Below are 23638 nucleotides of genomic sequence, written 5' to 3'. Positions count from 1 at the left end.
TCTCGCATTTGTCGCAGTGACAATCCCGCCAAGGGATGAGATGAGCGATTATGAGCCTTAAAGCCAGAATTATCGGCGATAAATTTGAAGCTGCCCTTTGGGTGGCCTCAATTGCGCTCGTCATTCTGTTTCAGGGCATCGTAACATCCTATGCTCAGGCCTCGATGGTTGCATGGTCCAATGGTCCAACCGCAATCATCTGCTCGATCCATAACAGTCAGGGAACGAGCGACGACGCGCCACTCAAGGATCTGGCACGGTCCTGTTGCTCGACGCTTTGTCAGGCTGCGTGTGCCATAGGCACAGGTCTTGCGGCTCAGACGCTTTCATTTGCCTATCACGCCGTTTTCATTCCCTCGCACCATGTCGTGCGACTTGCGGTTCTTGGTCCACCGGATCATGTTGCGGAAACACATCTTCCCAGAGGCCCGCCCGCATTTTCAGCTCAAGCATGAATCAAATCCGACGTTACGTAGTTTTCGCGCATTCTAAGTGAGGCGCGATCGCGTGGCGTCCGGCTGTTTCACATAGGCTGGAGATGCCAATGTTTTCTATTCGTTTATTCGCAGATGCTGCACGATATGGGGTGCAGCTATGACAGATACTGTATTGTCGAAGCCCAAGTCCCGTTCTGCTGAGGCAACGCGCGTTGCCAGTTCAAGCTTGAAGGCTTTCATTACACGGTTGCACTTTTATGTCGGGCTGTTTGTGGGCCCGTTCATTCTGATTGCAGCGATTACGGGCACGCTTTACGTACTGACGCCACAACTCGAAGATATGATCTATCGCGACCAGTTGCGCACGTCCTCTCTGGGGACCGTGCAGCCGTTGGCGGATCAAGTTAAGGCTGCGCGCGATTTTATCGGTGACGAACCAAGGCTCTTTGCTATACGGCCATCAACAGGTCCGGGCTGGAACTCGCGTATTATGTTCAGCGAGCCGGGTTTGGGTGAATCGGAAAGTCGAGCGATTTTCGTTGATCCGATCACGCTGGCGATCAAAGGCGATCTCGTCGTCTATGGAACGAGCGGTATTTTGCCGTTGCGCGCGTCGATTGACTATCTGCATCGCAATCTCATGCTCGGCAATTTCGGGCGCTATTATAGCGAGCTAGCTGCCTCCTGGTTGTGGGTCGCCGCACTTGGCGGGGTTCTGCTCTGGTGGTGGAGACGTGATGTTCGCCGCAATGCAAAGGCGAATGAGAACAAGCACCTACGCACCCGTCGCCTGCACGGACAGATAGGAATCTGGATCGCCGTCGGACTGGTCTTTCTTTCGGCAACGGGTATGACTTGGTCGCAGCTGGCTGGTGGTCGGATTGATGACTTCCGTGCCGCTGTCGGATGGATCACACCATCTGTTTCGGTGGCACTTGATAAGCCTGCTGTCGCGGCTGATCCCCATGCTGAACATCACGATCATGCAGATCATCAGGATCATGATGCTGCATCTGCAACGATTGACTATATTGGTCAGCTGGACGCCGTAAATCTTTTGTCGCGACAATCCGGCCTTGAATCGCCGATGCTGGAAATTCGACTGCCGCGCAATGCCGATCAGGCTTGGCTAGTTCGTGAATATGATCGTTCATGGCCAACACAGGTCGACACGATTGCAATCGATCCGCGTGATATGCAGGTCATCAGTCGGGCCGATTTTGCAACCTTTCCGATCATCGCCAAGCTGATCCGCTGGGGGATTGATTTGCATATGGGCGTCCTGTTTGGCGTCGCCAATCAGGTCATCATGGCTTTGCTGGGTTTGGCGCTGATCGGCGCAATTATCTATGGTTATCGCATTTGGTGGCAGCGACGTCCGCCCGCGGGCAGCACACCGCGGACACTGATCCAGAGCTGGCTCTATCTTGGCATATCGCAGAGGTTCGTTGTCGTGCTGATTGCGGCTGTCATCGGATGGACCTTGCCGATGGTCGGTCTAAGCCTGTTGGTATTTCTGGCTATAGATTTGGTGCGCTGGAAACTGGCTACAATCGCCAAAATCTGAATTATAGAGGCACCGGCCTTGGCCGGTGCCTTTTATGAGCGTTAGCTCGCAGGGCGTGGCGGCAAGCCTGCGCGTGCCCGCATTCTGTCGAGCAGTGCTGCTGCAATCGGTTCATAGTTTTCATCGAAGTGATGCCCGCCCGACAGCTTCATCAGGTCAGCGCCTTTAAGCTCCGGCGCGGTGCAGGCCGTATCGTCTTCCTCTTCGCCATAGACGCAGACAACGCGATCAAGCGGAATTGTCGTGATGGCTGGAACTACGTCTTTGTCGCCATCCATACCGAGCCAGCCTTCAATCGAAACCTGGAATGTGGTGGTTGTTTCGACGCCAAGGAGCCCTATCATTTTCGTGCGATCCTGCAGTGTAGGATCGAGATATTTCCACGCAAAGGGGAACGTATCGGCACCAAAGGAATAGCCCAGAACTGCGACTGGCAGCTTGCCGGTTGGATCGGCTTTCTGGATCATCGCCGTTGTATCCCGGGCGATTTCTTCCGGTGTCCGTTCCGACCAGAAATAGCGCAGAGAGTCGACACCGATGACATGAACACCATGTGCTTGGAGCCACTCGCCAATTGATTTGTCGAGATCGCGCCAACCGCCGTCGCCGGAATAAAATACAGCAACCATATCGGCATTGCCATTCTTTGCAGGCAGGTCGACGATTGGCAGAGCTTCGTTTTTTGCGTCCTGATCAGCCATGGCAACGACGTTATCGACCGCCATCTTCATGCGTGCCGGGAAATCTGGCCCGGATTGCAATACCGCAATCTTCTTCTGACGCGCTTCAACCGGGTTGTTTACTGGCGAGCCTGTCGGACCGATGACCAGCGTCGGGGCAGGCATGTTGGCGTTATAGCCATAGGTAAAGCCGCCTTCCGGTGCCTTATTGGCTTCTGCTGCTTCTGTGCATGAAGGCAGACGCGTTTTCGCAGGCGTTGGATCAAGCGAAATGGCTCCTGCGATAGTTGCATCTGGCGAGTCCGATGCGGCGGCGTAAGCAATCGTTGCGCCCTGACCGATGCCGGTTACGACGGGATGGAAATAGACATCCAGATCAAGCCCGCGCAGGGCTTCCTTGGCAATCGCCTCAAAGTCGGAATCGAGATAGTTGCACTCGCCATCTTCCTTGTCTAGCGCCGCACGCCAAGGGCCAAGCTCCACAGGCAACACGATGATGTTGCGTGCCAACATGGCATCCATATAGCTGCGTTCTTTGTCGCCAATACCGTTCTCATCGCTCAGGAGAATGGCAAGGCCAACTGGATCGCTTTTGGGCATATAAACCGGAATGTTTGAAAGCCGCTCAGCGCTTGCATGAATGACGGGTTCATCTGCATTGAAGAACTGCGCCCACTGACGGGCAATTTTGCCCGGATGAAGTGCGGCATAGGCACCAGCGCCACCGATCAGTGCCAGCCCAAGGACGGTCAAAAGAATGCGTCGCTTCTTCATTTGCGGATGAACTCCAGAGGGTTGCCGTTGATCAGGGTTGTGGCATCGATAAGAGTACGTGGTGTTTCAAGTCCGCCGGGACAGACCATATAGTGCGGCGTCCAGATCGGGTCGAACTTCTCTTTGAAGGCTTTGAGGCCATCAAAGTGATAAAGGTCTGCGCCTCGACGATAAATGAAGGACCCAAAGCGGTTCCATCGCGAAGCGAGCCTGCTGCGGTTCAGGCCAGAGAGTGGTGCCGCACCCAGATTGAACCATTTATAGCCCTGATCCTTGCTATACATAAGCAGCTTGGCAAAAAGCGCGTCCATCAAAAGCTTATGGACATTGGGCATATAACGCATCAGATCGACGGTGATTTCGTATTTATCAGCGCCGCGCCAGAGATTGGCGAAAGCCACGATCTCGCCATCCTTTTTCAGAACGGCCACATCAAAGCGCTCCATGTAGTCATCATCGAAGTAACCGAGTGAGAAGCCTTTTTCGCTGCCGGACTTATGATCAAGCCATGCATCCGAAATTTCACGCAGACGCGGCACCAATGGAGGCACGTCTTTAACGTCAATGACTTCAAAGGTCAGTCCGTCCTTATCAACCTTGCGATCGGCATAACGGAACGGCTGGCGACGGGGGCCTTCAAGCGAGAAGTCAGTCAAGTCGACGCGAGCGACTTCGCCGAGTTTCAGTGCCACCAGCCCCATATCGAGAAACAGCGGCAGGCTTTGTGGGCCAACGCCGTAAAAGACTGTGCGCAGAGCCATTCTGTCGGCAAGGCCATGGAAAGCCCATGCGAGGTCTTTGCTGCTTTGGGGAGAACCAATAGGCTCGCCTAACGCAATAAGACTTCCGCCAGACTGCGCATACATGATGAAGGCAGTATCATCAGGAGCGAGCATGAATTGCTTGTCGCCAAGCATGGCAAGCGCAGCGTCCGTATGCGGGCAAGCGGCCACAAGCGCGGGCACCGCGTCAGGAATGGAATAATCGCGCTTGCGTTTGCGCTGGCTGTGCCGGTTGATGATGGAATGAAGACCGACTGCTGCCACCACCGCGAAGACGAGAACTGTTGCTCGCAGGAATCGCGGTGCGTTGTCGTTCCAGGCAAAATCCCACCAGAGATCGTTGGAATATTCGACGTGGCGATAAACGAAGAAGCCCAGCCATGTTGAAACGATAACAGTGGTGCCGACGGATGCAATCCAGCTCCAGCTCAGTTCAAACGGGCCGGAGATCGGGCGGCGATAGAATGAATCGCGGAAGCCCCATAGGGCGAAGGCAAAGACGCAGAGAATAGTCGCCTCTTCCCAGTCGAGACCCTTGGTGAGTGAGAAAACGGCACCGAAAAGCAGCAGTGCAAGTGCTGCAATCCAGGCGCGCTCCAGCCGCTTAAACAGGCCGCGCGCAACGATAAGCAAAGCGACGCCGATCAGACTTGCAGCAAGATGCGATGTTTCGACAAAAAACTCAGGCACAATGCCTGAAAGAATTTTGGTCCGGTTATGCAGATCCGGCGTGGCTCCTGAAACGAGCAGGATAATGCCGCCGAGGAAAATGATACTGGCAGAAAGGCCGGGAATGAGAGGCTCGACAAGTCGCTTGGCAAACTTGGCTTGTCGGCCAAGCATCTGCCTGCGGCGCATAGCTTCCCAGATAAGCAAACCAATCGTGGCAACAACGAGCGGCATGACCGTATAGATCACACGATAGGCGAGAAGCGCTGCGATCGCGTCGGGTTTTCCGCCAATGCCCAAGCCGGCAATGATTGTCGCTTCAAATGCGCCGAGCCCACCCGGTGCATGGCTGGCAATGCCAAGCACGATAGCAATCACATAGACCAGTGCGAAAACCGCAAAACTTGGAACCGCATCCTGTGGCATCAGCACGTAAAGGGTTGCTGCTGCTGCGCCGACATCAACAAGACCCGCTAAAATCTGGGTGATTGCACCCTTTGAGTTGGGCAGGCGAAGGCTAAGCGAGCCGATGCGCAGCGTCCGCTGACCGTGCGAAAGCCAATAAATCAGCCATGTGATGCCACCCAGAATGACGATGCCGGCAACAATATCGATGCGCGAGTCGATGGTGGAGATCCATGGCACATCTTGTGGGTCGATAAGCAATGCTGCTCCGACCATGATGATGAGTGCAAACCAGATTGCAAACCACGACGTTCCAACGATCTTACCAATGTCGGCAAGGCTTATGCCTTCGGCTGCATAGATGCGGTAGCGAAGCGCGCCACCGGTGAGCAGTGAGAAGCCGATTGCGTTGGAGATCGCGTAGCCCGCAGCGCCTGCGACCGCCGCGATACGGCGTGGAATCTGGTTGGGTGCAATCGTATCAACCGCGACCACGTCGTAAAGTGCTACCGCTGCATAGCTAAGCATTGTGAAGAGAACGGCGAGGCCGATAGTGGACCACGAAAAGCTGTGAAATGCTTCAAGCGTATCCTTGCGGGACGTGTTCTGAAGAAGGTTTTCCAGAACATAAATTGCCAGCAGAGCGATCGCTATACCGGCGACAGGAAATAGAAAATGTTGGTATCGCCTTAGCCAGCCAAATGACGTACTCGGTCCGCTGGTTACTACGGTAGGTTCATCATCATCAATTAGGCTCATAGGAGCGTCGTCCAGTTGGAGCAATCTAAAATCGCGCAGTGATCCTGATTTAGGGCGAACTTATGTTCGAGCGAGATGCCGCATTGAAAATACTAAAAGTAATGTCGAAGTTAGACGGTATAGTTGAGCGAAATGGTTTTTGCCGCAAGCGCTTTGAACAGAGTGGGGAAAGAAAGCTCAATTTCTTCTAACTTTGATCAAAAACAAATGAATAGAGCTATTTATCTGTATCAGATAAAACCAAGTTCTATGTGAAAAATGAGGTTTTGGTGCTTAGTGTTTCTTATCTGACGGCTGCCGGTGCGGGTGCGCTGTCGTTTCTCTCGCCCTGTGTTCTGCCGCTTGTGCCGCCTTATCTGTGCTATATGGCGGGCGTGAGTGTTGAGGATTTTCGTGCCGAAAAAGAATCACGGATTGCTGCCGCCCCTTCGCATCGTCGTTCGCTAGCTTTCGCGGCTATCTGCTTTGTACTCGGTTTCACCACTGTTTTCGTCGCGCTTGGCGCGGGAGCTTCTTCTATCGGCGCATTCCTGCGCATGTGGCAGCAGGAAATCGCAATGGTGGCGGGCGTCGTCATCATTCTGATGGGCCTGAACTTTCTTGGTGTTCTGCGTTTTTCATTTCTGTCACGCGAAGCACGTTTTCAGGCGCGCAGTGCGCCTGCCACGCCATTGGGCGCTTATGTCATGGGGCTGGCTTTTGCGTTTGGATGGACGCCTTGTATCGGCCCGGTTTTAGGCCCGATCCTCACTTTGGCAGGCGGCAGCAGCACTGTAGGCGAGGGTGCGGCACTGCTTGCGGTCTATTCGCTTGGGCTTGGCATTCCGTTTTTGATCGCAGCGCTTTTCTCTGGCGCGTTCATGCGGTTTTTGTCCCGCTTCCGTGTGCATCTCGGCAAGGTCGAGAAAGCGATGGGCGCTCTTTTGATCGCTGCAGGCATCCTTTTCCTTACGGGCGGAATGCAGTCATTCTCGTTCTGGCTGCTTGAAACCTTTCCTGCATTGGGCAGACTTGGATAAAGAGCTGTAAGCTTCCATATACGCTTTGATGCTATTGAGCAGAGAAGCCTTCAATCATTCTGGACGAAACAATGACAGACCGTACCTGCCTTTCCATCGTGCTTGCCGCTGGCGAAGGCACACGCATGAAGTCGAATTTGCCAAAAGTTCTGCATCAGGTAGCAGGCCTGCCGCTGGTCTCTCATGTGGTCAAAGCCGTGCAGGGAACCGGTAAGAGCGACGTTGCGCTGGTCGTCGGACGTGGTGCTGATGACGTGCGCGGCGCTGTCGAAAAAGTTGCCGATGCTGTTTCTGCTTTTGAGCAGAAAGAACGTCTTGGTACGGCGCACGCAGTTTTGGCTGCGCGTGCAGCGATTGAACGCGGCTATGATGATCTGCTGATCGTCTTTGGCGATACACCGCTTATCGAAGCGCATTCGTTGCAAACTGCGCGCAACAAGCTTTCAGAGGGTGCTGATGTTGTCGTTATCGGTTTCCGTCCCGCGAGCCCGCATGGCTACGGTCGCCTGATCGAAGAAGGTGGCAAGCTCACCGCAATCATCGAGGAAAAAGAAGCGAGCGAAGCGCAGAAGAAAATCGGTTTCTGCAATGGCGGACTTATGGCCGTTCGTGGAAGCCACGCACTTGCTCTTCTCGATGCGGTTGATAACAAGAACGCCAAGGGCGAATATTATCTCACCGACATTGTCGGCCTTGCTCATGGCAAGGGCCTGAATGTCGTAGCGATTGAAGTGCCGGTCGATAATGTGATCGGCATCAACAATCGCGCTGAACTCGCAGAAGCTGAAAACATCTGGCAGAACCGCAAGCGTCAGGAAATGATGCTTGCCGGTGTGACGCTGATTGCGCCTGAAACCGTGTTCTTCTCGCATGATACGCTGGTCGAAGCTGACGTTGTGATTGAGCCAAATGTCTTCTTCGGGCAGGGCGTGCATGTGGCTTCGGGCGCGCTGATCCATGCTTTCTCACATATTGAAGGTGCGAAGATCGGCGTGAGTGCTGAGATCGGACCGTTTGCGCGTTTGCGTCCAGGTGCAAATCTTGGTGAAAAATCTAAAGTGGGTAATTTCTGCGAAGTGAAGAATGCGCAGGTCGGCAAGGGCGCCAAGATCAACCACCTGACCTATATTGGCGATGCAACCGTTGGAGCGTCGAGCAATATCGGCGCAGGCACGATCACCTGCAATTACGACGGCTATAACAAATACAAGACCGTGATCGGCGAAAACGCATTTGTTGGCTCCAACAGCTCGCTTGTTGCGCCCGTATCGATTGGTGATAATGCCTATATCGCATCCGGCAGCACGATCACGGATGATGTGCCTGCGGATGCTCTGGCTTTCGGTCGTGCGCGACAGGAAACCAAAGAAGGTCGGGGAAAGATCCTGCGAGAGAAGTATGCTGCCATCAAAGCGGCTAAAACCTCTTCGAAATAAACCACCAACAGATGATTGAAACGGCAGTCCTTTGGGTTGCCGTTCAGCGTTAGAATCTTTAAATCGCAATTGAATGCGTGAATCTCGGATCTGGAGCACCCTATGTGTGGAATTATCGGCATTATCGGCAATGACGAAGTCGCACCGCGTCTGGTCGATGCGCTGAAGCGACTTGAATATCGTGGTTACGATTCTGCCGGTATTGCTACGCTGCTAGATGGCAAGCTTGATCGTCGCCGTGCGGAAGGCAAGCTGGTCAATCTGGAAAAACGCCTTGCAGGTGAGCCGCTTCCGGGCGTTATCGGCATTGGCCACACTCGCTGGGCGACCCACGGCAAGCCTGTTGAGCGCAATGCGCATCCACACATCACGCCACGTCTCGCCGTTGTTCATAACGGCATTATCGAAAACTTTGCCGAACTGCGCGCCATGCTTGCAGCTGAAGGCTACAAGTTCGAGACAGAAACCGACACCGAAGCTGTCGCGCATCTCGTGACGCGTGAGCTGGAAAAGGGCAAGTCGCCGGTAGAGGCCGTGCGCGATTGCCTGCCGCAGCTGCAGGGTGCTTTTGCCCTCGCTTTCCTGTTTGAAGGCGATGAAGAAACTCTGATTGGTGCCCGTCAGGGACCGCCACTGGCTGTTGGCTATGGCGAAGGTGAAATGTTCCTCGGCTCCGACGCTATCGCGCTCTCGCCGTTCACGGATACGATTGCTTATCTCGAAGATGGCGACTGGGCTGTGCTGACCCGCAAGGGCGTGACCGTCTATGATGAAAACAATGTAGAGGTTGAGCGCGCGATTCAGAAATCGCAGACTGCCAATATGCTGGTCTCGAAGGGCAATCATCGCCACTTCATGCAAAAAGAGATGTTCGAGCAGCCGGAAGTGATTTCGCACACGCTCGCCAATTATCTCGATTTCACTACCGGCAAGGTGCGTCCGGAAGCAGTCAGCATAGATTTCAGCAAGATTGATCGTCTGACGATCTCTGCTTGCGGTACGGCTTTCTACGCAGCTTCGGTGGGTAAGTACTGGTTTGAGCAGATCGCACGTTTGCCAGTCGACAGCGATATCGCTTCGGAATTCCGCTATCGCGAAATACCGCTCTCAAAAGATTCGCTCGCTATGTTTGTTTCGCAGTCTGGTGAAACGGCAGATACGCTTGCTTCGCTTCGTTATTGTAAGTCACAGGGCCTGAAAATCGCCTCCGTGGTCAATGTCACTGGCTCGACCATTGCGCGTGAATCGGATGCTGTGTTCCCGACGCTTGCCGGTCCTGAAATCGGTGTTGCATCGACCAAGGCTTTCACCTGCCAGCTGTCGACCATGGCATCACTTGCTATTGCTGCTGCTAAAGCACGCGGTGCGATTGATGACAAGCGCGAGCAGGAGCTGGTGCGTCAGCTTTCGGAAGCTCCGCGCTTCCTTAATCAGGTTCTCAAGCTTGAAGACCAGATTGCTGCCGTCTGCCATGAGCTGGCCAAGGTTAATCATGTGCTTTATCTCGGCCGCGGAACATCCTTCCCGCTAGCAATGGAAGGCGCGCTGAAGCTCAAGGAAATCTCCTACATTCACGCCGAAGGCTATGCGGCTGGCGAACTCAAGCACGGCCCGATTGCGCTCATCGATGAGACCATGCCGGTTATTGTCATTGCACCGTCGGATCGTCTTTATGAGAAGACCGTTTCCAACATGCAGGAAGTGGCAGCACGCGGCGGTCGCATCATTCTCATCACCGATAAGAAGGGTGCTGCGGCAGCGAGCCTTGATACGATGGCGACCATCGTTCTGCCGGATGTGCCTGAGTTTATCACGCCGTTGGTCTATGCCCTGCCGATCCAGATGCTCGCTTACCACACCGCAATTCTAATGGGTACAGACGTTGATCAGCCGCGTAATCTCGCAAAGTCAGTGACGGTAGAATAAATTAAAACAATCGCTTATCTGGAAATTTTGACAGATAAATAGAAATGGCCGCAGCGATGCGGCCATTTTCGTCTTTACTTTCGTGCATGTCGTTATCGGAAAACCGGTTCCCACTTTTCCGCGACATGCTTTATCCTGCGCGTAGCAGACGAATGGCCTCATCGCGACCGAAAAGATAGAGCATAACGCGCAGTGCCTTTCCGCGTTCGCTTTCAAGGTCGGGGTCGCTGGTCAACACATAACGGGCATCTTTGCGGGCGATTTCCAGCAGGTCTCCGTGTGCCTCAATCGAAGCAAGGCGGAAGCCTGGTGTACCGGATTGGCGGGTGCCAAGCAGCTCGCCTTCACCGCGCAGCTTCAGGTCTTCTTCGGCGATGCGGAAACCGTCTTCCGTTTCACGCATCACCTTGAGACGCGCCTGTCCGACTTCACCAAGCGGGCCTTTATAAAGCAGAAGACAGGTGGATGGTTTGTCGCCACGTCCGACGCGCCCGCGCAGCTGGTGCAATTGTGATAGGCCGAAACGTTCCGCATGTTCGATGACGATGATCGTTGCATCCGGCACGTCGACGCCAACCTCAATGACGGTGGTGGCGACGAGCAGCCGTGTTTCGCCCTGCTTGAAAGCGCGCATGGCTTCGTCTTTTTCAGCACCATTCATGCGACCATGGATGAGGCCGATCTTGTTGCCAAAAACAGATTTGAGCGATTCAAAGCGTTCTTCGGCGGAAGTCAGCTCTACGACTTCGGATTCTTCAACGAGTGGGCAAATCCAATAGATCTTCTGCCCTTCGTGAACGGCCTTCCGAATACGCTCGACAAGTTCTCCCATGCGTTCCATGGGCAGAATGGCAGTGGTAATCGGCTGGCGTCCGGCGGGCTTTTCGGTGAGTTTGGACACATCCATATCGCCAAATGCGGTCAGAACCAGCGTGCGTGGAATAGGCGTTGCCGTCATCACAAGCATATCGGGCGCGCTGCCCTTTGCTGTCAGCATCAGACGCTGATGCACGCCGAAACGATGCTGCTCGTCGATGATGACGAAGACGAGATCATGATACTCAACCTTCTCCTGAAAAAGCGCATGGGTGCCGATGACAATATCGACTTCGCCGCTTTTCAGGCCCTCAAGCACAGCATTGCGTTCCTTGCCTTTTTCGCGGCCTGTAAGAAGAGCGGCTTTCAGGCCAACCTTTTCTGCCAGAGGTGCAATGGTTGCAAAATGCTGCCGTGCCAGCACTTCTGTAGGCGCCATCAGGGCAGACTGACCGCCAGATTCCGCAGCGTGTGCCATCGATAAAAGGCCCACAACCGTCTTACCCGAACCGACATCGCCTTGTAGCAGGCGAAGCATACGCTCAGGCGATTTAAGATCGGTGATGATTTCGCGAACCGCCTGATCCTGGCTCCCGGTCAGTTTATAGGGGAGGTGGCGCATGATTTCAGCAACGATGCGGCCATTGCCTTCCAGCGGACGCCCTGAAAGGCGGCGTGTTTTGGCACGCACGAGAGCCAGCGCCAGCTGTCCCGCCAGAAACTCATCATAAGCCAACCTGCGCCGGGTGATGCTTTCAAGCGCAATATCGCTGGGGTCTTCCGGCAGATGCATCGTGTTGAGTGCGTCTTTGAAAGCGGTGAAACGCTCACGCGCAATCAGCGGCCCGTCAATCCACTCGGGCAGCACCGGCACGCGTGTCAGAGCTTCTTTCATGGCGCGGCCAAGCGTTTTGGAAGAAAGCCCAGCCGTCAGCGGATAGACGGGTTCGACCATGGGCAGATTGGCTGCATCTTCAAGGCTTGCGATATAATCCGGATGTACCATCGAGGCACGCCCGTTGAACCATTCGACCTTGCCAGAAACGATTACAGTTTCGCCTTCGGGCAGCATCTTTTCAAGCCAAGGCAATTGCGCATGGAAGAATGTGAGGATGATTTCGCCAGTATCATCATGCGCAATCACGCGATGTGGGACATTGCCGCGTCCGCGCGGTGCTGGCTGGTGCTGATCGACCATCACCTCAAGCGTGACAATCGCGCCTTCCTGCGCAAATGCAACGCCGGGACGATTGCGCCGGTCGATCACACTGTGAGGCGGCAGGAAAAGAAGCTGGCCAACTTTTGGCTCGGCTCCGGGCACATCTGTGCCTAAAAGTTTGCCAAGCAAAGCTGCCACTTTCGGGCCAATGCCGGAAAGGGAGCGGACGGAAGCGAAAAACGGATCAAGCACAGACGGACGCATGGCGGGGAGCATTAACTGCTTTGCTTTTCTGTGCAAGCCTTTGAAATAGTTTTGTACTATTTTTGTTCTTATTGAGGAAACTGGTTCCCTCATCGCCAACAGATGCTATATACCGGCAACATATTTGTTAATGGAGCGCTTAAACAATGACTGGCAGCACACTTGCGGCAGGGAATCTTGATGTAAGGCGTCGCAAGCTTCTGTTCCGCGCCTGGCATCGCGGTATGCGCGAGATGGATCTGATCCTCGGCCAGTATGCCGATCAATATCTTCCAGACTTCACCGATGCACAGTTGGATGAGTTTGAGCAAATTCTTGAGGTGCTCGACCGAGATCTTTTGAAGTGGGTGACAGGCGAAAGCGAAACACCACAGGAATATGATACGCCTTTATTCCGAGACATCATCGCTTTCCGCGACCGCATAGAATTCTGAGAATAAATCCCCATGCCCGTATTCAGCAAATTTGGTCTTAAAACCGGCCCAAGCGTTAAAAATGGCAAGCATATCGTTATCGACGGCGTAGCCGATGGTTTCGAGGCTTTTTGTCTTGCGCGTCTGGTCGAAGAGATCGGAGAACGCGGGCCTGTCTTGTATATTGTGCGCGATGGACAGCGCATTGCTGATCTGGAACAGGTGCTGAACTTTGTTTCGCCCGATCTTCCTGTGCTGCATCTGCCAGCATGGGACTGTCTGCCATATGATCGTGTGTCGCCGGGGGCCGATGCATCGGCGCGCAGGCTTGCGGCACTCGCTGCCTTGGCATCGCTCAAGAAAACGCGGCATCCAGCTGTCATTATCACCACTGCCAATGCCATTCTGCAAAAGCTGCCACCGCAGGCCGCAATCGCCGAGCAGGTGATTTCCGCACGCCCCGGTAATCAGCTCAATATGAATGATCTGAGTGCGCGGCTTGAGCGTAACGGTTTCGAGCGTGTCTCGACCGTGCGTGACATTGGCGAATATGCTGTGCGCGGTGGCATTCTTGATCTTTATGCGCCGGGTTCAGAAGAACCGCTGCGGCTCGATTTCTTTGGCGACACGCTCGAAACAATCCGCGCGTTCGATCCGGCATCGCAGCGCACCACAGGCGCGCGCAAGGAATTCGTGCTTCAGCCTATGAGCGAAATTTCGCTCTCGCCGGATATGATCAGCCGTTTCCGCAAGAATTACGTGGCGATGTTTGGTGCACCACAGCGTGATGATGCGCTTTATCAGGCGATCAGCGAAGGGCGTCGCTTTGCCGGTATGGAACACTGGCTGCCGCTGTTCTACGACAATCTCGAAACCGTATTTGACCATACGGGCGACATGCCGGTGGTGTTCGATCATCTGGTACATGAAGCGCTGACCGAGCGTCATACGATGGTCGTCGATCATTTTGAGTCGCGTTTGCGGCAGTCCGAAGGGAAAGAGCCGGGCAGCGATGCCGTGCCCTATAAGCCGGTTAAGCCGGAAGCGCTTTATCTGACGCCCCGCGAAGTTGAAGCAATTGCAGAAATGAGTGGTCTGCGCATTGATCTGACACCGTTCGGCACACCGGAAGTCTCAGGCCGCACGGTTGTTCATGCTGACGTTCATAAAGGTCGCAGTTTTGCGGAAGAGCGCGCTGCGACCGATGTGAACCTGTTTGAAGCGGCGGTGAAATATATCGCCGATCTGCGCGTGGCTGGCAAAAAAGTGCTGGTGGCCGCATGGTCGGAAGGTTCGCTCGACCGTCTCTTGCAGGTGTTGGACGAGCACGGCCTTGAAAAGATCGAGACGGTGGATCGCCTTTCCACCGTCAAGGCGCTGTCGCGTGACAAGATCACGGCCGCGGTTCTGGCTGTTGAAAGCGGCTTCGATGCAGGCGATCTCGTTGTCGTCGCCGAACAGGATATTCTGGGCGATCGCCTTGTACGCCGTTCTAAACGCCGCAAGCGCGATCAGGATTTCATTTCGGAAGCGGCTTCGCTTTCGGCTGGGGATATCGTCGTTCACGTCGATCACGGTATTGGTCGTTTCGTTGGTCTTAAGACGATTACGGCTGCAGGTGCGCCGCATGATTGTCTTGAAATTCACTATGCGGGCGATGATCGGCTGTTCCTGCCAGTTGAAAATATCGAGCTGCTCTCTCGCTTCGGGTCGGAAGGATCGGAAGCAGTTCTTGATAAGCTTGGCGGCGGCGCATGGCAGATGCGCAAAGCCAAGCTCAAGAAGCGCCTGCTTGAGATTGCCGGACATCTGATCCAGATCGCAGCCGAACGACAGATGCGTGGCGCGCCAGTCATGCAGCCGCCAGAAGGCCTTTACGCAGAATTCGCAGCGCGTTTCCCTTATGATGAAACCGAAGATCAGCTGCGCGCCATTGATGCCATCACGGACGATCTCGGTGCAGGCAAGCCAATGGATCGCCTCATCTGCGGTGACGTTGGTTTCGGCAAGACGGAAGTGGCGCTTCGCGCGGCGTTCGTTGCAGCTTTGAGCGGCTTTCAGGTAGCTGTCGTTGTACCGACCACGCTTCTGTCGCGCCAGCATTTCAAGACTTTCTCGACGCGCTTCCATGGTCTGCCAGTCAATGTCGCGCATGCATCGCGTCTTGTCGGTACCAAAGAGCTGGCCGCTACGAAGAAGGGTCTTGAAGACGGGACCGTTGATATTGTGGTTGGCACCCACGCACTGTTGGGCAACTCTATCAAGATCAGAAATCTCGGCTTGCTTATCATTGACGAAGAGCAGCATTTCGGTGTGAAGCACAAGGAGCGGCTCAAGGAACTGAAGTCGGACGTTCACGTCCTGACGCTTTCCGCAACGCCGATTCCGCGCACATTGCAGCTGGCTTTGACAGGCGTGCGCGAGCTTTCACTGATTACGACGCCGCCAGTCGATCGTATGGCCGTGCGTACCTTCGTATCACCGTTTGATCCGCTGGTGATCCGGGAAACATTGCTGCGTGAACGTTATCGTGGTGGCCAGAGCTTCTATGTCTGCCCCCGTGTGGCCGATCTGGCCGATATAGAGCAGTTTCTCAGAGAACATGTGCCGGAAGTCAAAGTCGGTGTCGCACATGGCCAGATGGCACCGGGTATGCTCGACGACATCATGAATGCCTTCTATGACGGGCAATATGATGTGCTGCTGTCGACGACCATCGTGGAATCAGGCCTTGATATTCCGACGGCCAATACGATGATCGTGCATCGCGCCGATATGTTTGGATTATCGCAGCTCTACCAGTTGCGGGGACGTGTTGGCCGCTCCAAGCAGCGTGCTTTCGCGCTGTTCACACTGCCTGCCGGTCGCACGCTGACGCAGACTGCCGAGCGCCGCCTCAAGGTTCTGCAATCGCTCGACACACTTGGCGCGGGCTTCCAGCTTGCAAGCCATGACATGGATATTCGCGGGGCAGGCAATCTGCTTGGCGAAGAACAATCCGGTCACATCAAGGAAGTGGGCTTCGAGCTTTATCAGCAGATGCTGGAAGAAGCGGTTGCAACGCTCAAGGGCACCATTGAAGTCGAAGACAGCCAGTGGTCGCCGCAGATTGCAATCGGTACAGCTGTGATGATTCCGGAGGCCTATGTGCCGGATCTGCAATTGCGCCTTGGCCTGTATCGTCGTCTTGCAGACCTTGAAGAACCGCAGGAAATCGATGCATTCGGCGCAGAACTGATCGACCGTTTCGGACCAATGCCGGAAGAAGTGCAGCATCTGCTCAAGATCGTTTACATCAAGGCACTCTGCCGCCGCGCCAATGTCGAGAAGCTCGATGCCGGTCCGAAGGGTGTGGTTATCCAGTTCCGCAATGCAACTTTCAACAACCCTGTTGGGCTGGTGAAGATGATCGGCGAGCAGGGCTCCATGGCCAAGATCAGACCAGATCAGAGCATTGTTTTCATTCGTGATTGGGCTACGCCCGAAAAGCGTCTTAATGGCTCGGCTGTCATCATGACTCAGCTGGCCAAGATTGCTACCGGCAGTTAAATAGTTAGCTATTAAACACTGAGGGTTCAGTGCCATTCCCCGGCTCTGAAGTTTAAAACGGAGTGAACTTTGATGCTAAAGAATGCTTTGCGCGTTTCCTGCGCTGCTGCAGCACACCTATTTGTTTCTCAATCGGCTTTCGCTTTGTCTACGCCGAATTGCAAGGTTGAGACGATTGAGCATTTCGTCAAGACTTTCAGCCATGATATTTCGATTCAGGAAGCCAATACCGCAAAGACCGTCATCTTTGAGAGCTTGGATATGGAAGCCGATCCGGAGCCAAAGAAGGTCAGCACCGAAGTTCCGCTCGCTGATGTTGAATGGCCGGTGATGCCAGATGTGGAAACGCTGGCCGGAAGAAAGAAACAGGCTGAATACAAAGACGCTGAAAACGGCAATAAGATTGTCGTAATCAAAGGCACCGACAATGGCGAATATATGGAATTTGAATTTGCCAAAAAGCCGTGCTGGACGCTGGTTCGCGTATCCGACGAAAGCATGTAAACATTTGCTTGATATTTAAAGAAAAAGCCCGCGCATCCGAGAGAATGCGCGGGCTTTTTCGTTACTTATTCGGTTATCAGCGATCTTCGGAAATGCCAGGCTCAAAACCTTCCGCTGTCTGCTGAATAGCATCAGCGAGCGCGGAGGCTGATTGCGCACCCATGACGGCATATTTCTGGTCGATGATGAAGCACGGAACGCCGCGCACGCCGATGCGGTTTGCAGTGTCGATTTCTTCGCGGATCGTGGCCTTGTCGGCTTCGCTTTGCAAAAGGCGGGCAACGATAGGCGCTTCCATACCAACGCTTGCTGCAGCATCAACCAACACTTCATGGTCGCCAATATCCTGTCCCTGCTCGAAATAGAGCGAGAACAGTCGGCCAACCAGCTTGTCCTGAAGGCCGGGTCCGGCCTGTGCAGCCCAATGGATCAGCCGGTGAGCATCAAGCGTATTGGGCGCGCGCGTAATGGCTTCAAAATCGAAGACAATATCGTTCTCTTCGCCAAGCTCAGTTAGCTGCTTGTGAATGTCGTCAATTTTCGAGCCAGTACCGAATTTTTCGCGCATATAGGCCTGACGATCCTTGCCCTGCGAAGGCAGAGAAGGGTCGAGCTGATAAGGACGCCAGCGAACTTCCGCGTCAACTTCCGGCGTCAATTCGAGTGCCTGTTCCAGCCTTTTGCGGCCGAGGAAGCACCATGGACAAACGACATCAGACACAACGTCGATGGTGATTTTTCTTGTGGTCATAAGGTGCTCCGTTCGGCAAGCAGGAGGATTATTCTCCCGCTTGCTTATCTTTATAGATCGAAAATGTAGGGTGAATTACGACGCGATCAACTCAGTCTATTTGCTCGCCTGCCACCAGGTTGGCAACTGATAGCCGTAAAGCGATGTTTTCTCCGGATGTCCGATCCGATCCCAGCGTGCCACCCACTGATAAGGCAGGTAATAGAGCGGGATGTAATAATCACCGGAGATGAGAATACGGTCTAGCGCACGCACTGCACTCACAAAATCATCGCGTTCCCGCGCCGCAAGCATCGCTTCGATCATCGCATCGACTGCCGGATCGGATACGCCGGGATAGTTGAAGCTGCCTTGTGCATCGCGTGATGCAGAGCCCCAGCGCATCCATTGCTCGTTGCCTGGTGATAGCGAGCCCGTGAGGGCACCGAGGATCATGTCGTAGTCGAATGTCTGCAAACGCTGCTGATACTGTGCGTCATCAGCGGTGCGAATTTCGGCATCGATTCCGAGGCGGGCGAGGTTGCGCTTATAGGCCAGTGCTACCTTTTCCTCATCAGCCGAACGTGTCATGATTTCAAACTGGAATAGCTTGCCAGATGGATCAATCGCCTTGCCATGCTCAAACGAGAAGCCGGCATCTATCAGCAGTTCATAAGCTTCCTTGGCAGGGCCGCGATCATGACCGGTGCCGTCGGTGGTCGATGGATGCCACGTTCCTTCCAACACATCCTTGCGAACAGCATCAGGGAAAGCGGCGAGAAGCTCCCTCTCGCGCGCATCAGCAGCTTTACCTACCGATGACAGATCTGAGCCTTCCCAGAAACTTTGCAGACGTTCATACTGATCAGCAAAGAGATTTCGATTGGCCCATTCGAAATCGAACAGAAGCCCGAGTGCCTGTCTGACGCGACGATTTTCGAACACTGGACGGCGTGTGTTGAAGACGAAGCCAAGCATATTTGCTGGCGTTCCCTTCTCGAAGTTTTCTTTAACGACTTTGCCTTCCTTGACCGCCGGGAAGTCGTAGGATTTTTCCCAGCGTGTCGGGTTGGCATCGATGAATACGTCGAGAATGCCCTTCTTGAAGGACTCAAACAGCGATGTCTCGTTGCGATAATACTCAATTGAGATCGTGTCGAAGTTATTCAGCCCATGCTGAACTGGCAGATCCTTGCCCCAGTAATCCGGGTTGCGTTTATAGGTGATGCGCTGGCCGGGCTGAACGCCGGAGACGGTGTAAGGGCCGCTTCCCACTGGAGGCTTGAGTGTCGAGTTGCCGAATGTCACCGGATCGATTGCGTGCTTGGGCAGCACCGGCATCGTTCCGGCAATCAGCATCGGAAACTCGCGATCCGATTTGTCATTGAAGACAAAGCGCACGGAGCGCTCGCCGGTCTTTTCGATTTTCTCGATCCGGCTCATTCGATTGTTGTAAGGCGGACGGCCTTTTTCCGTGAGAATATCGTAGGTGAAGATGACATCCTCAACTGTTACAGGTTCACCGTCAGACCATTTTGCTTTTGGATTGAGCGTGAATTCGACCCATTTGCGTTCCGGGTCGATCGCGACCTTCTCTGCCAGCAATCCGTAAAGCGTGAAAGGTTCATCGCGTGAACGCTGCATCAGCGTTTCGTAGACCAGATTCCCGAAATCGGCATCGCTGAAAAGCGCGCGCGCGGTTGTACGCATACTTTTGAGAACGAACGGATTAAGGCTGTCAAACGTGCCGACAACACCCATACGCAGCGCGCCGCCTTTTGGGGCGTCGGGATTGGCATATGGAAAGCTGGTGAAATCAGCAGGCAGTGCCACGTCGCCATGCATTGAAAGTGCGTAGTCTGGCGCTGCACCATTTTCGGCCTTCGCTGGAGCGATGCTGGCGCAAATGCCGATAAGGCTGGCTAAAGCTGTGTTGCGGAAAAGAGCAAACAATCCAGTCAACTTTCTCGCGTCCTCGTTCAACTTAATAGGTTCATTGTAAATAAGTGTGAAATCTTAGTATCGATTCGTGTGGCGAAATTAGCATGAACCTTGAGTTTGTGCGGATTAACAGCGTGTCTGACGCGCGACAGTGCAGATTAAAACAAAAAATATGACGTATTTTGCTGGTTGAAAGGCTTCGACCATCTGGATTCATATCAGAAGTCGTTGTAACACGACGCCCGGAATGGGATGTTAATTCCCAAAGGTCACGCTGTTGCCGCATTTTCTAATCAGTGACGGTCTATCGCTGACTCAACCAGAGACGGAAGATCATAGCGTTGAAAGGAACCTGTTGATCATGACCAGCACGAAGACAATCGCTGCCGCATCCGCATTTGCTGGCGCGTTCGCCCTGCTTGCCTCCGCGACGATGCCTGCAGCTGCACAGCAGCCGCCTCAGGGTTGGTTCAAGGTTTGCTCGAAGCAGGAAGACAATGACATCTGCAACACGCAGAACATTATCACTGCAGACTCCGGCCAGTTGCTGACCGCAGTTAACCTCATTGAGATCAAGGGCAAGATCAATCGTAAGATTTTTCAGGTCACTGTTCCAATCGGCCGCCTGATCCCTGCTGGTGTCGGTCTGCAGATCGACAATGCCAAGCCAACCAAGCTTGAGTATGGCATTTGCTTCCCGGATCGCTGCATTGCTGAAGCTCCGCTTTCAGACGATCTGATCAATGCGCTGAAAAAAGGCACGAAGGTTACGCTGACTTCGGTCAACTACCAGAACAAGCAGAACCCGATTCCAGTTGCTCTGACCGGCTTCTCGGCAGCCCTTACCGGCCCGGGCCTCAAGCAGTCTGAACTCGAAGAACGCCAGAAGGAACTTCAGGACGCTGTTGCAAAGCGCCAGAAGGAATTCGAAGAAAAGATGAAGGCTGAACAGGCCAAGGCAAAGGGCGCAGCTAACTAAGCTGCTCTATTGCAATGAATCGAAAAGGGCGCTTTTTAGCGCCCTTTTTGTTTGAGCATTTGATTAAGTGATCCGAGTAAATACCCAATTTTATTTAATTGGCGTGCAGCTTCACGCGGTACGACCCGTTATCAAGCTTGTCGAACATTTCACTGATCTGCGGATGACGCAGCGGCTCATCGCTCAGATCCGGTACGAGGTTTTGCTCAGAGACATAGGCCACATATTCGGACTCCGAGTTTTCCGCCAGCAAATGATAGAACGGCTGATCGCGGCGCGGCCGGGTCTCTTCAGGGATGGACTCATACCATTCCTCGGTGTTCGCAAATTCCGGATCGACATCAAAAATGATCCCTCGGAAAGGAAACAGTCGATGCTTGACCACCTGTCCGATCTGAAACTTAGCGTGCGTTATCTGTGTCATACCCATGAGACATATGTAGTTCACCGCGCGCTGAATTAAAGCTGCGGGAGGTTTCAGGTTCGGTTATTGAGGCGATTTATTATTTTGTCGCGCTTTTCCCGCGATTAGGGAGTTTCGGAAGCCGCGGCAACAGCTGAGAAAAGCCGCTGCCAGGGCGCAAGCCTTCACGCATAAAGAATGCGCGGAGCGGCGCAAAAGAGCGCAGCATTTCCAGACCAACGCCGCGTGCAATCTGTGCTGGCAGCATAGGCGAGAGCAGCGAACGGTTGAGTGCATCCACAGAACCTGTGCGGGCCAGAATATCTGGACGACGACCACGATCATAAGCGCGGATCACACGGTCCGAACCGGGGTCCGATGGATCGCTTGCAATGGCCTTGATCAGTGTTTCGACGTCGCGTGTACCGAGATTAAGCCCCTGCGCGCCGATAGGCGGGAACACATGCGCTGCTTCACCGATTAAAATGGTGCGCTTTGATGCAAATGAAAGCGGCACCATTCCCGATAGCGGCCACGCTTGCGGACGGATATCAATCGTCACCTTGCCAAGCATTGATTGCATCATGTCTTCGATGCGCTGAGCGAGGGCCACGTCATCCAATGCGAGCAGCATTTCGGCACGGCCGGGATTCACCACCCAGACGAGACTCGAACGTTTTCCCTTAAGTGGAACCTGTGTGAACGGGCCTTCTTCTGTATGAAATTCGGTCGAGATGTTCTCGTGTTCGACTTCATGCGCAAAAGAAAGCACCACGGCCGTCTGCGGATAGCTCCAGCGACGTGTGCGAATACCAGCAGCTTCGCGTGCAGCGGAATTGCGTCCATCAGCTGCTACGACAAGACGGGTATGCAGCGTATCGCCGCCTGCAAGTGTTATGGTGACGTGATCGCCATTGTTGCGATATTCGATTGCAGGCTGCGTGATGCGTTTAATTGCAGGGTTGTTTTCAACCGCTTCCGCAAGCTTCTGGTTCAACGCTGCATTGGGGATGTTGTAGCCAAAGGCTGTTTCATCGATTTCGCCTGCGCGGAATGTTACGGCAGGGCTGCGGATCAGACGCTGAGTAGCATCGACAATACGCATTGAAGCAAGAGGAGCAGCTTCAGGCGCGATATCGCCCCAGACGCCGATTTCTTCAAGAAAGCGGATAGCAGGCATCATCAGCGCTGTGGTGCGGCGGTCGTTTCTGTCGGTTTCCGGACCGAGCAATGCCGTGCGATAACCTTTGGCGCTTAGGGCCAATGCGGCCATCATTCCGGCAGGGCCACCGCCACTGATTGTGATTTCGGTGAGGGGCTTTTCTACAACCACGTCATTCATAGTGCTCTATCCCTGGCCAGAAACTTCCGGCCCAAAGCGATTCTTATCGCATCGTATTTGTTGCCACTTAACCGCAAATGGCGGTCAAAGGCCATTGTTGCATAAGCTAAAACCCAATCTTTGGTGGAATGAGGGCGGTTTTGTCTCACGACTTACTTGCTCTTTTCGCCTTATTCGGGGAAAGCTTTGTGCAACAGCATGGCTTCCACCGATCTTTCGCGTTGGAGGTCTTATCTGCCGCTTCACGCCTTGTTGGAAGATTGAAGGCGGCGATCAAGAGAAATGGCAAACGGCGTGAAAAGCAAACTGACCGGAAAACTCAAAGCCAAGAAAGTGACTGCGCCACAGGCGAAGGCATTTTCTGTTCATCTGCTCACCGCGTCCGGTTCGTTTCTGGCGTTTCTGTCAATCGTGGCTGCAAGTGATGGCCGCTACACCGCGATGTGGTGGTGGCTTGGTCTTGCATTGTTCGTTGATGGCATCGATGGACCAATCGCGCGCAAGCTCGAAGTCAAATATGTACTGCCGAACTGGTCGGGCGAGTTGCTCGACAACATTATCGACTATGTGACCTATGTGTTGATACCGGCCTTTGCGCTTTATCAAAGCGGTTTCATGGGGACGAACCTGTCGTTCATATCCGGTGCGATTATTGTGGTTTCGAGCGCGATTTACTATGCCGACACCGGCATGAAGACGAAGGAGAACTTCTTCAAAGGCTTCCCGGTCGTCTGGAATATGGTGGTGTTTACGCTCTTCATTGTCCGGCCCGGAGAATGGGAAGCCTTCGCCATTGTGGTTCTGTCGGCGATCCTTTCCTTCCTGCCAATCAGCTTCCTGCATCCGGTGCGTGTGGTGCGTCTGCGCCCGCTCAATCTGACGATCTTTTTACTGTGGTGTGCCTTTGGCGCTGCAGGTCTTTACTATACGCTCGATGCGCCGCTCTGGGTGCGCGTCGGCATCACAGTGACCGGTCTTTATATCTACTTCATCGGCGCAATCATGCAGTTCTTCCCTAATCTCGGACGAACTGCTGCTGTTATAGCGGCTGAACAGGCTGCAGAAGCGAAGAAGAGAGGCTGAG

General features: G+C 54.0%; 17 protein-coding genes. 10 read left to right on the top strand and 7 right to left on the bottom strand.

Going from position 1 to position 23638, the window contains the following annotated elements; all coding sequences use genetic code 11:
• Positions 1-50 precede the first annotated feature (50 nt).
• On the top strand, positions 51-455 hold the full coding sequence (locus ABWV94_RS13455; RefSeq protein ID WP_064321607.1) for a hypothetical protein: 405 nt from the start codon (positions 51-53) through the stop codon (positions 453-455).
• Positions 456-594: 139 nt separating this feature from the next.
• Entirely contained in the window at positions 595-2004 is a 1410-nt protein-coding gene (locus ABWV94_RS13450) for a PepSY-associated TM helix domain-containing protein (protein ID WP_113497872.1), read from the top strand.
• Positions 2005-2045: 41 nt separating this feature from the next.
• Here the strand turns inward: ABWV94_RS13450 and ABWV94_RS13445 are convergent, their stop codons facing one another.
• Together ABWV94_RS13445 and mprF are read right to left on the bottom strand one after the other, a co-directional pair.
• Positions 2046-3458, bottom strand: coding sequence for a virulence factor family protein (locus ABWV94_RS13445; RefSeq protein WP_353413887.1), 1413 nt, complete (start codon positions 3456-3458; stop codon positions 2046-2048).
• Positions 3455-6073, bottom strand: coding sequence for a bifunctional lysylphosphatidylglycerol flippase/synthetase MprF (gene mprF / locus ABWV94_RS13440; RefSeq protein WP_113497870.1), 2619 nt, complete (start codon positions 6071-6073; stop codon positions 3455-3457). Before mprF ends, ABWV94_RS13445 begins: the two co-directional genes overlap by 4 nt.
• A gap of 269 nt (positions 6074-6342) precedes the next feature.
• On the opposite strand from mprF, the gene ABWV94_RS13435 reads away from it, so the two are divergent.
• The 3 genes from ABWV94_RS13435 (at position 6343) to glmS (ending at position 10454) form a co-directional block, all read left to right on the top strand.
• Positions 6343-7092 carry a cytochrome c biogenesis CcdA family protein gene (locus tag ABWV94_RS13435; RefSeq protein WP_039860724.1) on the top strand — a complete coding sequence of 250 codons (750 nt, stop codon included), beginning with the start codon at positions 6343-6345 and terminating at the stop codon, positions 7090-7092.
• 71 nt (positions 7093-7163) lie between these two features.
• Positions 7164-8528: a bifunctional UDP-N-acetylglucosamine diphosphorylase/glucosamine-1-phosphate N-acetyltransferase GlmU gene (gene glmU, locus ABWV94_RS13430; protein ID WP_113497868.1), complete on the top strand. Its 1365-nt coding sequence runs from the start codon at positions 7164-7166 to the stop codon at positions 8526-8528.
• 102 nt (positions 8529-8630) lie between these two features.
• Positions 8631-10454, top strand: coding sequence for a glutamine--fructose-6-phosphate transaminase (isomerizing) (gene glmS, locus ABWV94_RS13425; protein WP_113497866.1), 1824 nt, complete (start codon positions 8631-8633; stop codon positions 10452-10454).
• A 130-nt stretch (positions 10455-10584) separates the two neighbouring features.
• On the opposite strand, the gene recG is transcribed toward glmS, so the two are convergent.
• On the bottom strand, positions 10585-12705 hold the full coding sequence (gene recG, locus ABWV94_RS13420) for an ATP-dependent DNA helicase RecG (protein ID WP_353413884.1): 2121 nt from the start codon (positions 12703-12705) through the stop codon (positions 10585-10587).
• Between the two features lie 134 nt (positions 12706-12839).
• Here recG and ABWV94_RS13415 point away from each other — a divergent pair, with 134 nt between their 5' ends.
• The 3 genes from ABWV94_RS13415 to ABWV94_RS13405 all read left to right on the top strand — a co-directional run bounded on the left by ABWV94_RS13415 (position 12840) and on the right by ABWV94_RS13405 (position 17159).
• On the top strand, positions 12840-13127 hold the full coding sequence (locus ABWV94_RS13415; RefSeq protein ID WP_064321612.1) for an FAD assembly factor SdhE: 288 nt from the start codon (positions 12840-12842) through the stop codon (positions 13125-13127).
• A 12-nt stretch (positions 13128-13139) separates the two neighbouring features.
• Positions 13140-16655: a transcription-repair coupling factor gene (gene mfd / locus ABWV94_RS13410; RefSeq protein WP_353413882.1), complete on the top strand. Its 3516-nt coding sequence runs from the start codon at positions 13140-13142 to the stop codon at positions 16653-16655.
• 72 nt (positions 16656-16727) lie between these two features.
• On the top strand, positions 16728-17159 hold the full coding sequence (locus ABWV94_RS13405; protein WP_113497862.1) for a hypothetical protein: 432 nt from the start codon (positions 16728-16730) through the stop codon (positions 17157-17159).
• A gap of 76 nt (positions 17160-17235) precedes the next feature.
• Here ABWV94_RS13405 and ABWV94_RS13400 read toward each other — a convergent pair whose 3' ends face one another.
• The gene (locus tag ABWV94_RS13400; RefSeq protein WP_113497861.1) at positions 17236-17910 is read right to left on the bottom strand and encodes a DsbA family oxidoreductase; all 675 of its coding nucleotides are present in this window, start codon (positions 17908-17910) and stop codon (positions 17236-17238) included.
• A 96-nt stretch (positions 17911-18006) separates the two neighbouring features.
• Positions 18007-19734, bottom strand: a complete 1728-nt coding sequence (locus ABWV94_RS13395; RefSeq protein ID WP_353414094.1) for an extracellular solute-binding protein — start codon at positions 19732-19734, stop codon at positions 18007-18009.
• 457 nt (positions 19735-20191) lie between these two features.
• Here ABWV94_RS13395 and ABWV94_RS13390 point away from each other — a divergent pair, with 457 nt between their 5' ends.
• A complete protein-coding gene (locus tag ABWV94_RS13390; RefSeq protein ID WP_007878867.1) occupies positions 20192-20809 on the top strand; it encodes an invasion associated locus B family protein in 618 nt (205 codons plus the stop codon).
• A 94-nt stretch (positions 20810-20903) separates the two neighbouring features.
• Here the strand turns inward: ABWV94_RS13390 and hspQ are convergent, their stop codons facing one another.
• Entirely contained in the window at positions 20904-21239 is a 336-nt protein-coding gene (gene hspQ / locus ABWV94_RS13385; RefSeq protein ID WP_064321615.1) for a heat shock protein HspQ, read from the bottom strand.
• A 73-nt stretch (positions 21240-21312) separates the two neighbouring features.
• The gene (locus tag ABWV94_RS13380) at positions 21313-22554 is read right to left on the bottom strand and encodes a UbiH/UbiF family hydroxylase (protein WP_113497860.1); all 1242 of its coding nucleotides are present in this window, start codon (positions 22552-22554) and stop codon (positions 21313-21315) included.
• 282 nt (positions 22555-22836) lie between these two features.
• Between ABWV94_RS13380 and pcsA the strand changes: the two genes are divergently transcribed.
• On the top strand, positions 22837-23637 hold the full coding sequence (pcsA, locus tag ABWV94_RS13375) for a phosphatidylcholine synthase (RefSeq protein WP_007878870.1): 801 nt from the start codon (positions 22837-22839) through the stop codon (positions 23635-23637).
• Position 23638: the final 1 nt, after the last annotated feature.

Origin of the sequence: Brucella sp. NBRC 12953 (assembly GCF_040369775.1) — a bacterium.
GTDB lineage: Bacteria > Pseudomonadota > Alphaproteobacteria > Rhizobiales > Rhizobiaceae > Brucella > Brucella pseudogrignonensis.
Note: the sequence above shows the minus strand (reverse complement) of the source record. Positions and strands in the feature narration are given on the sequence as shown.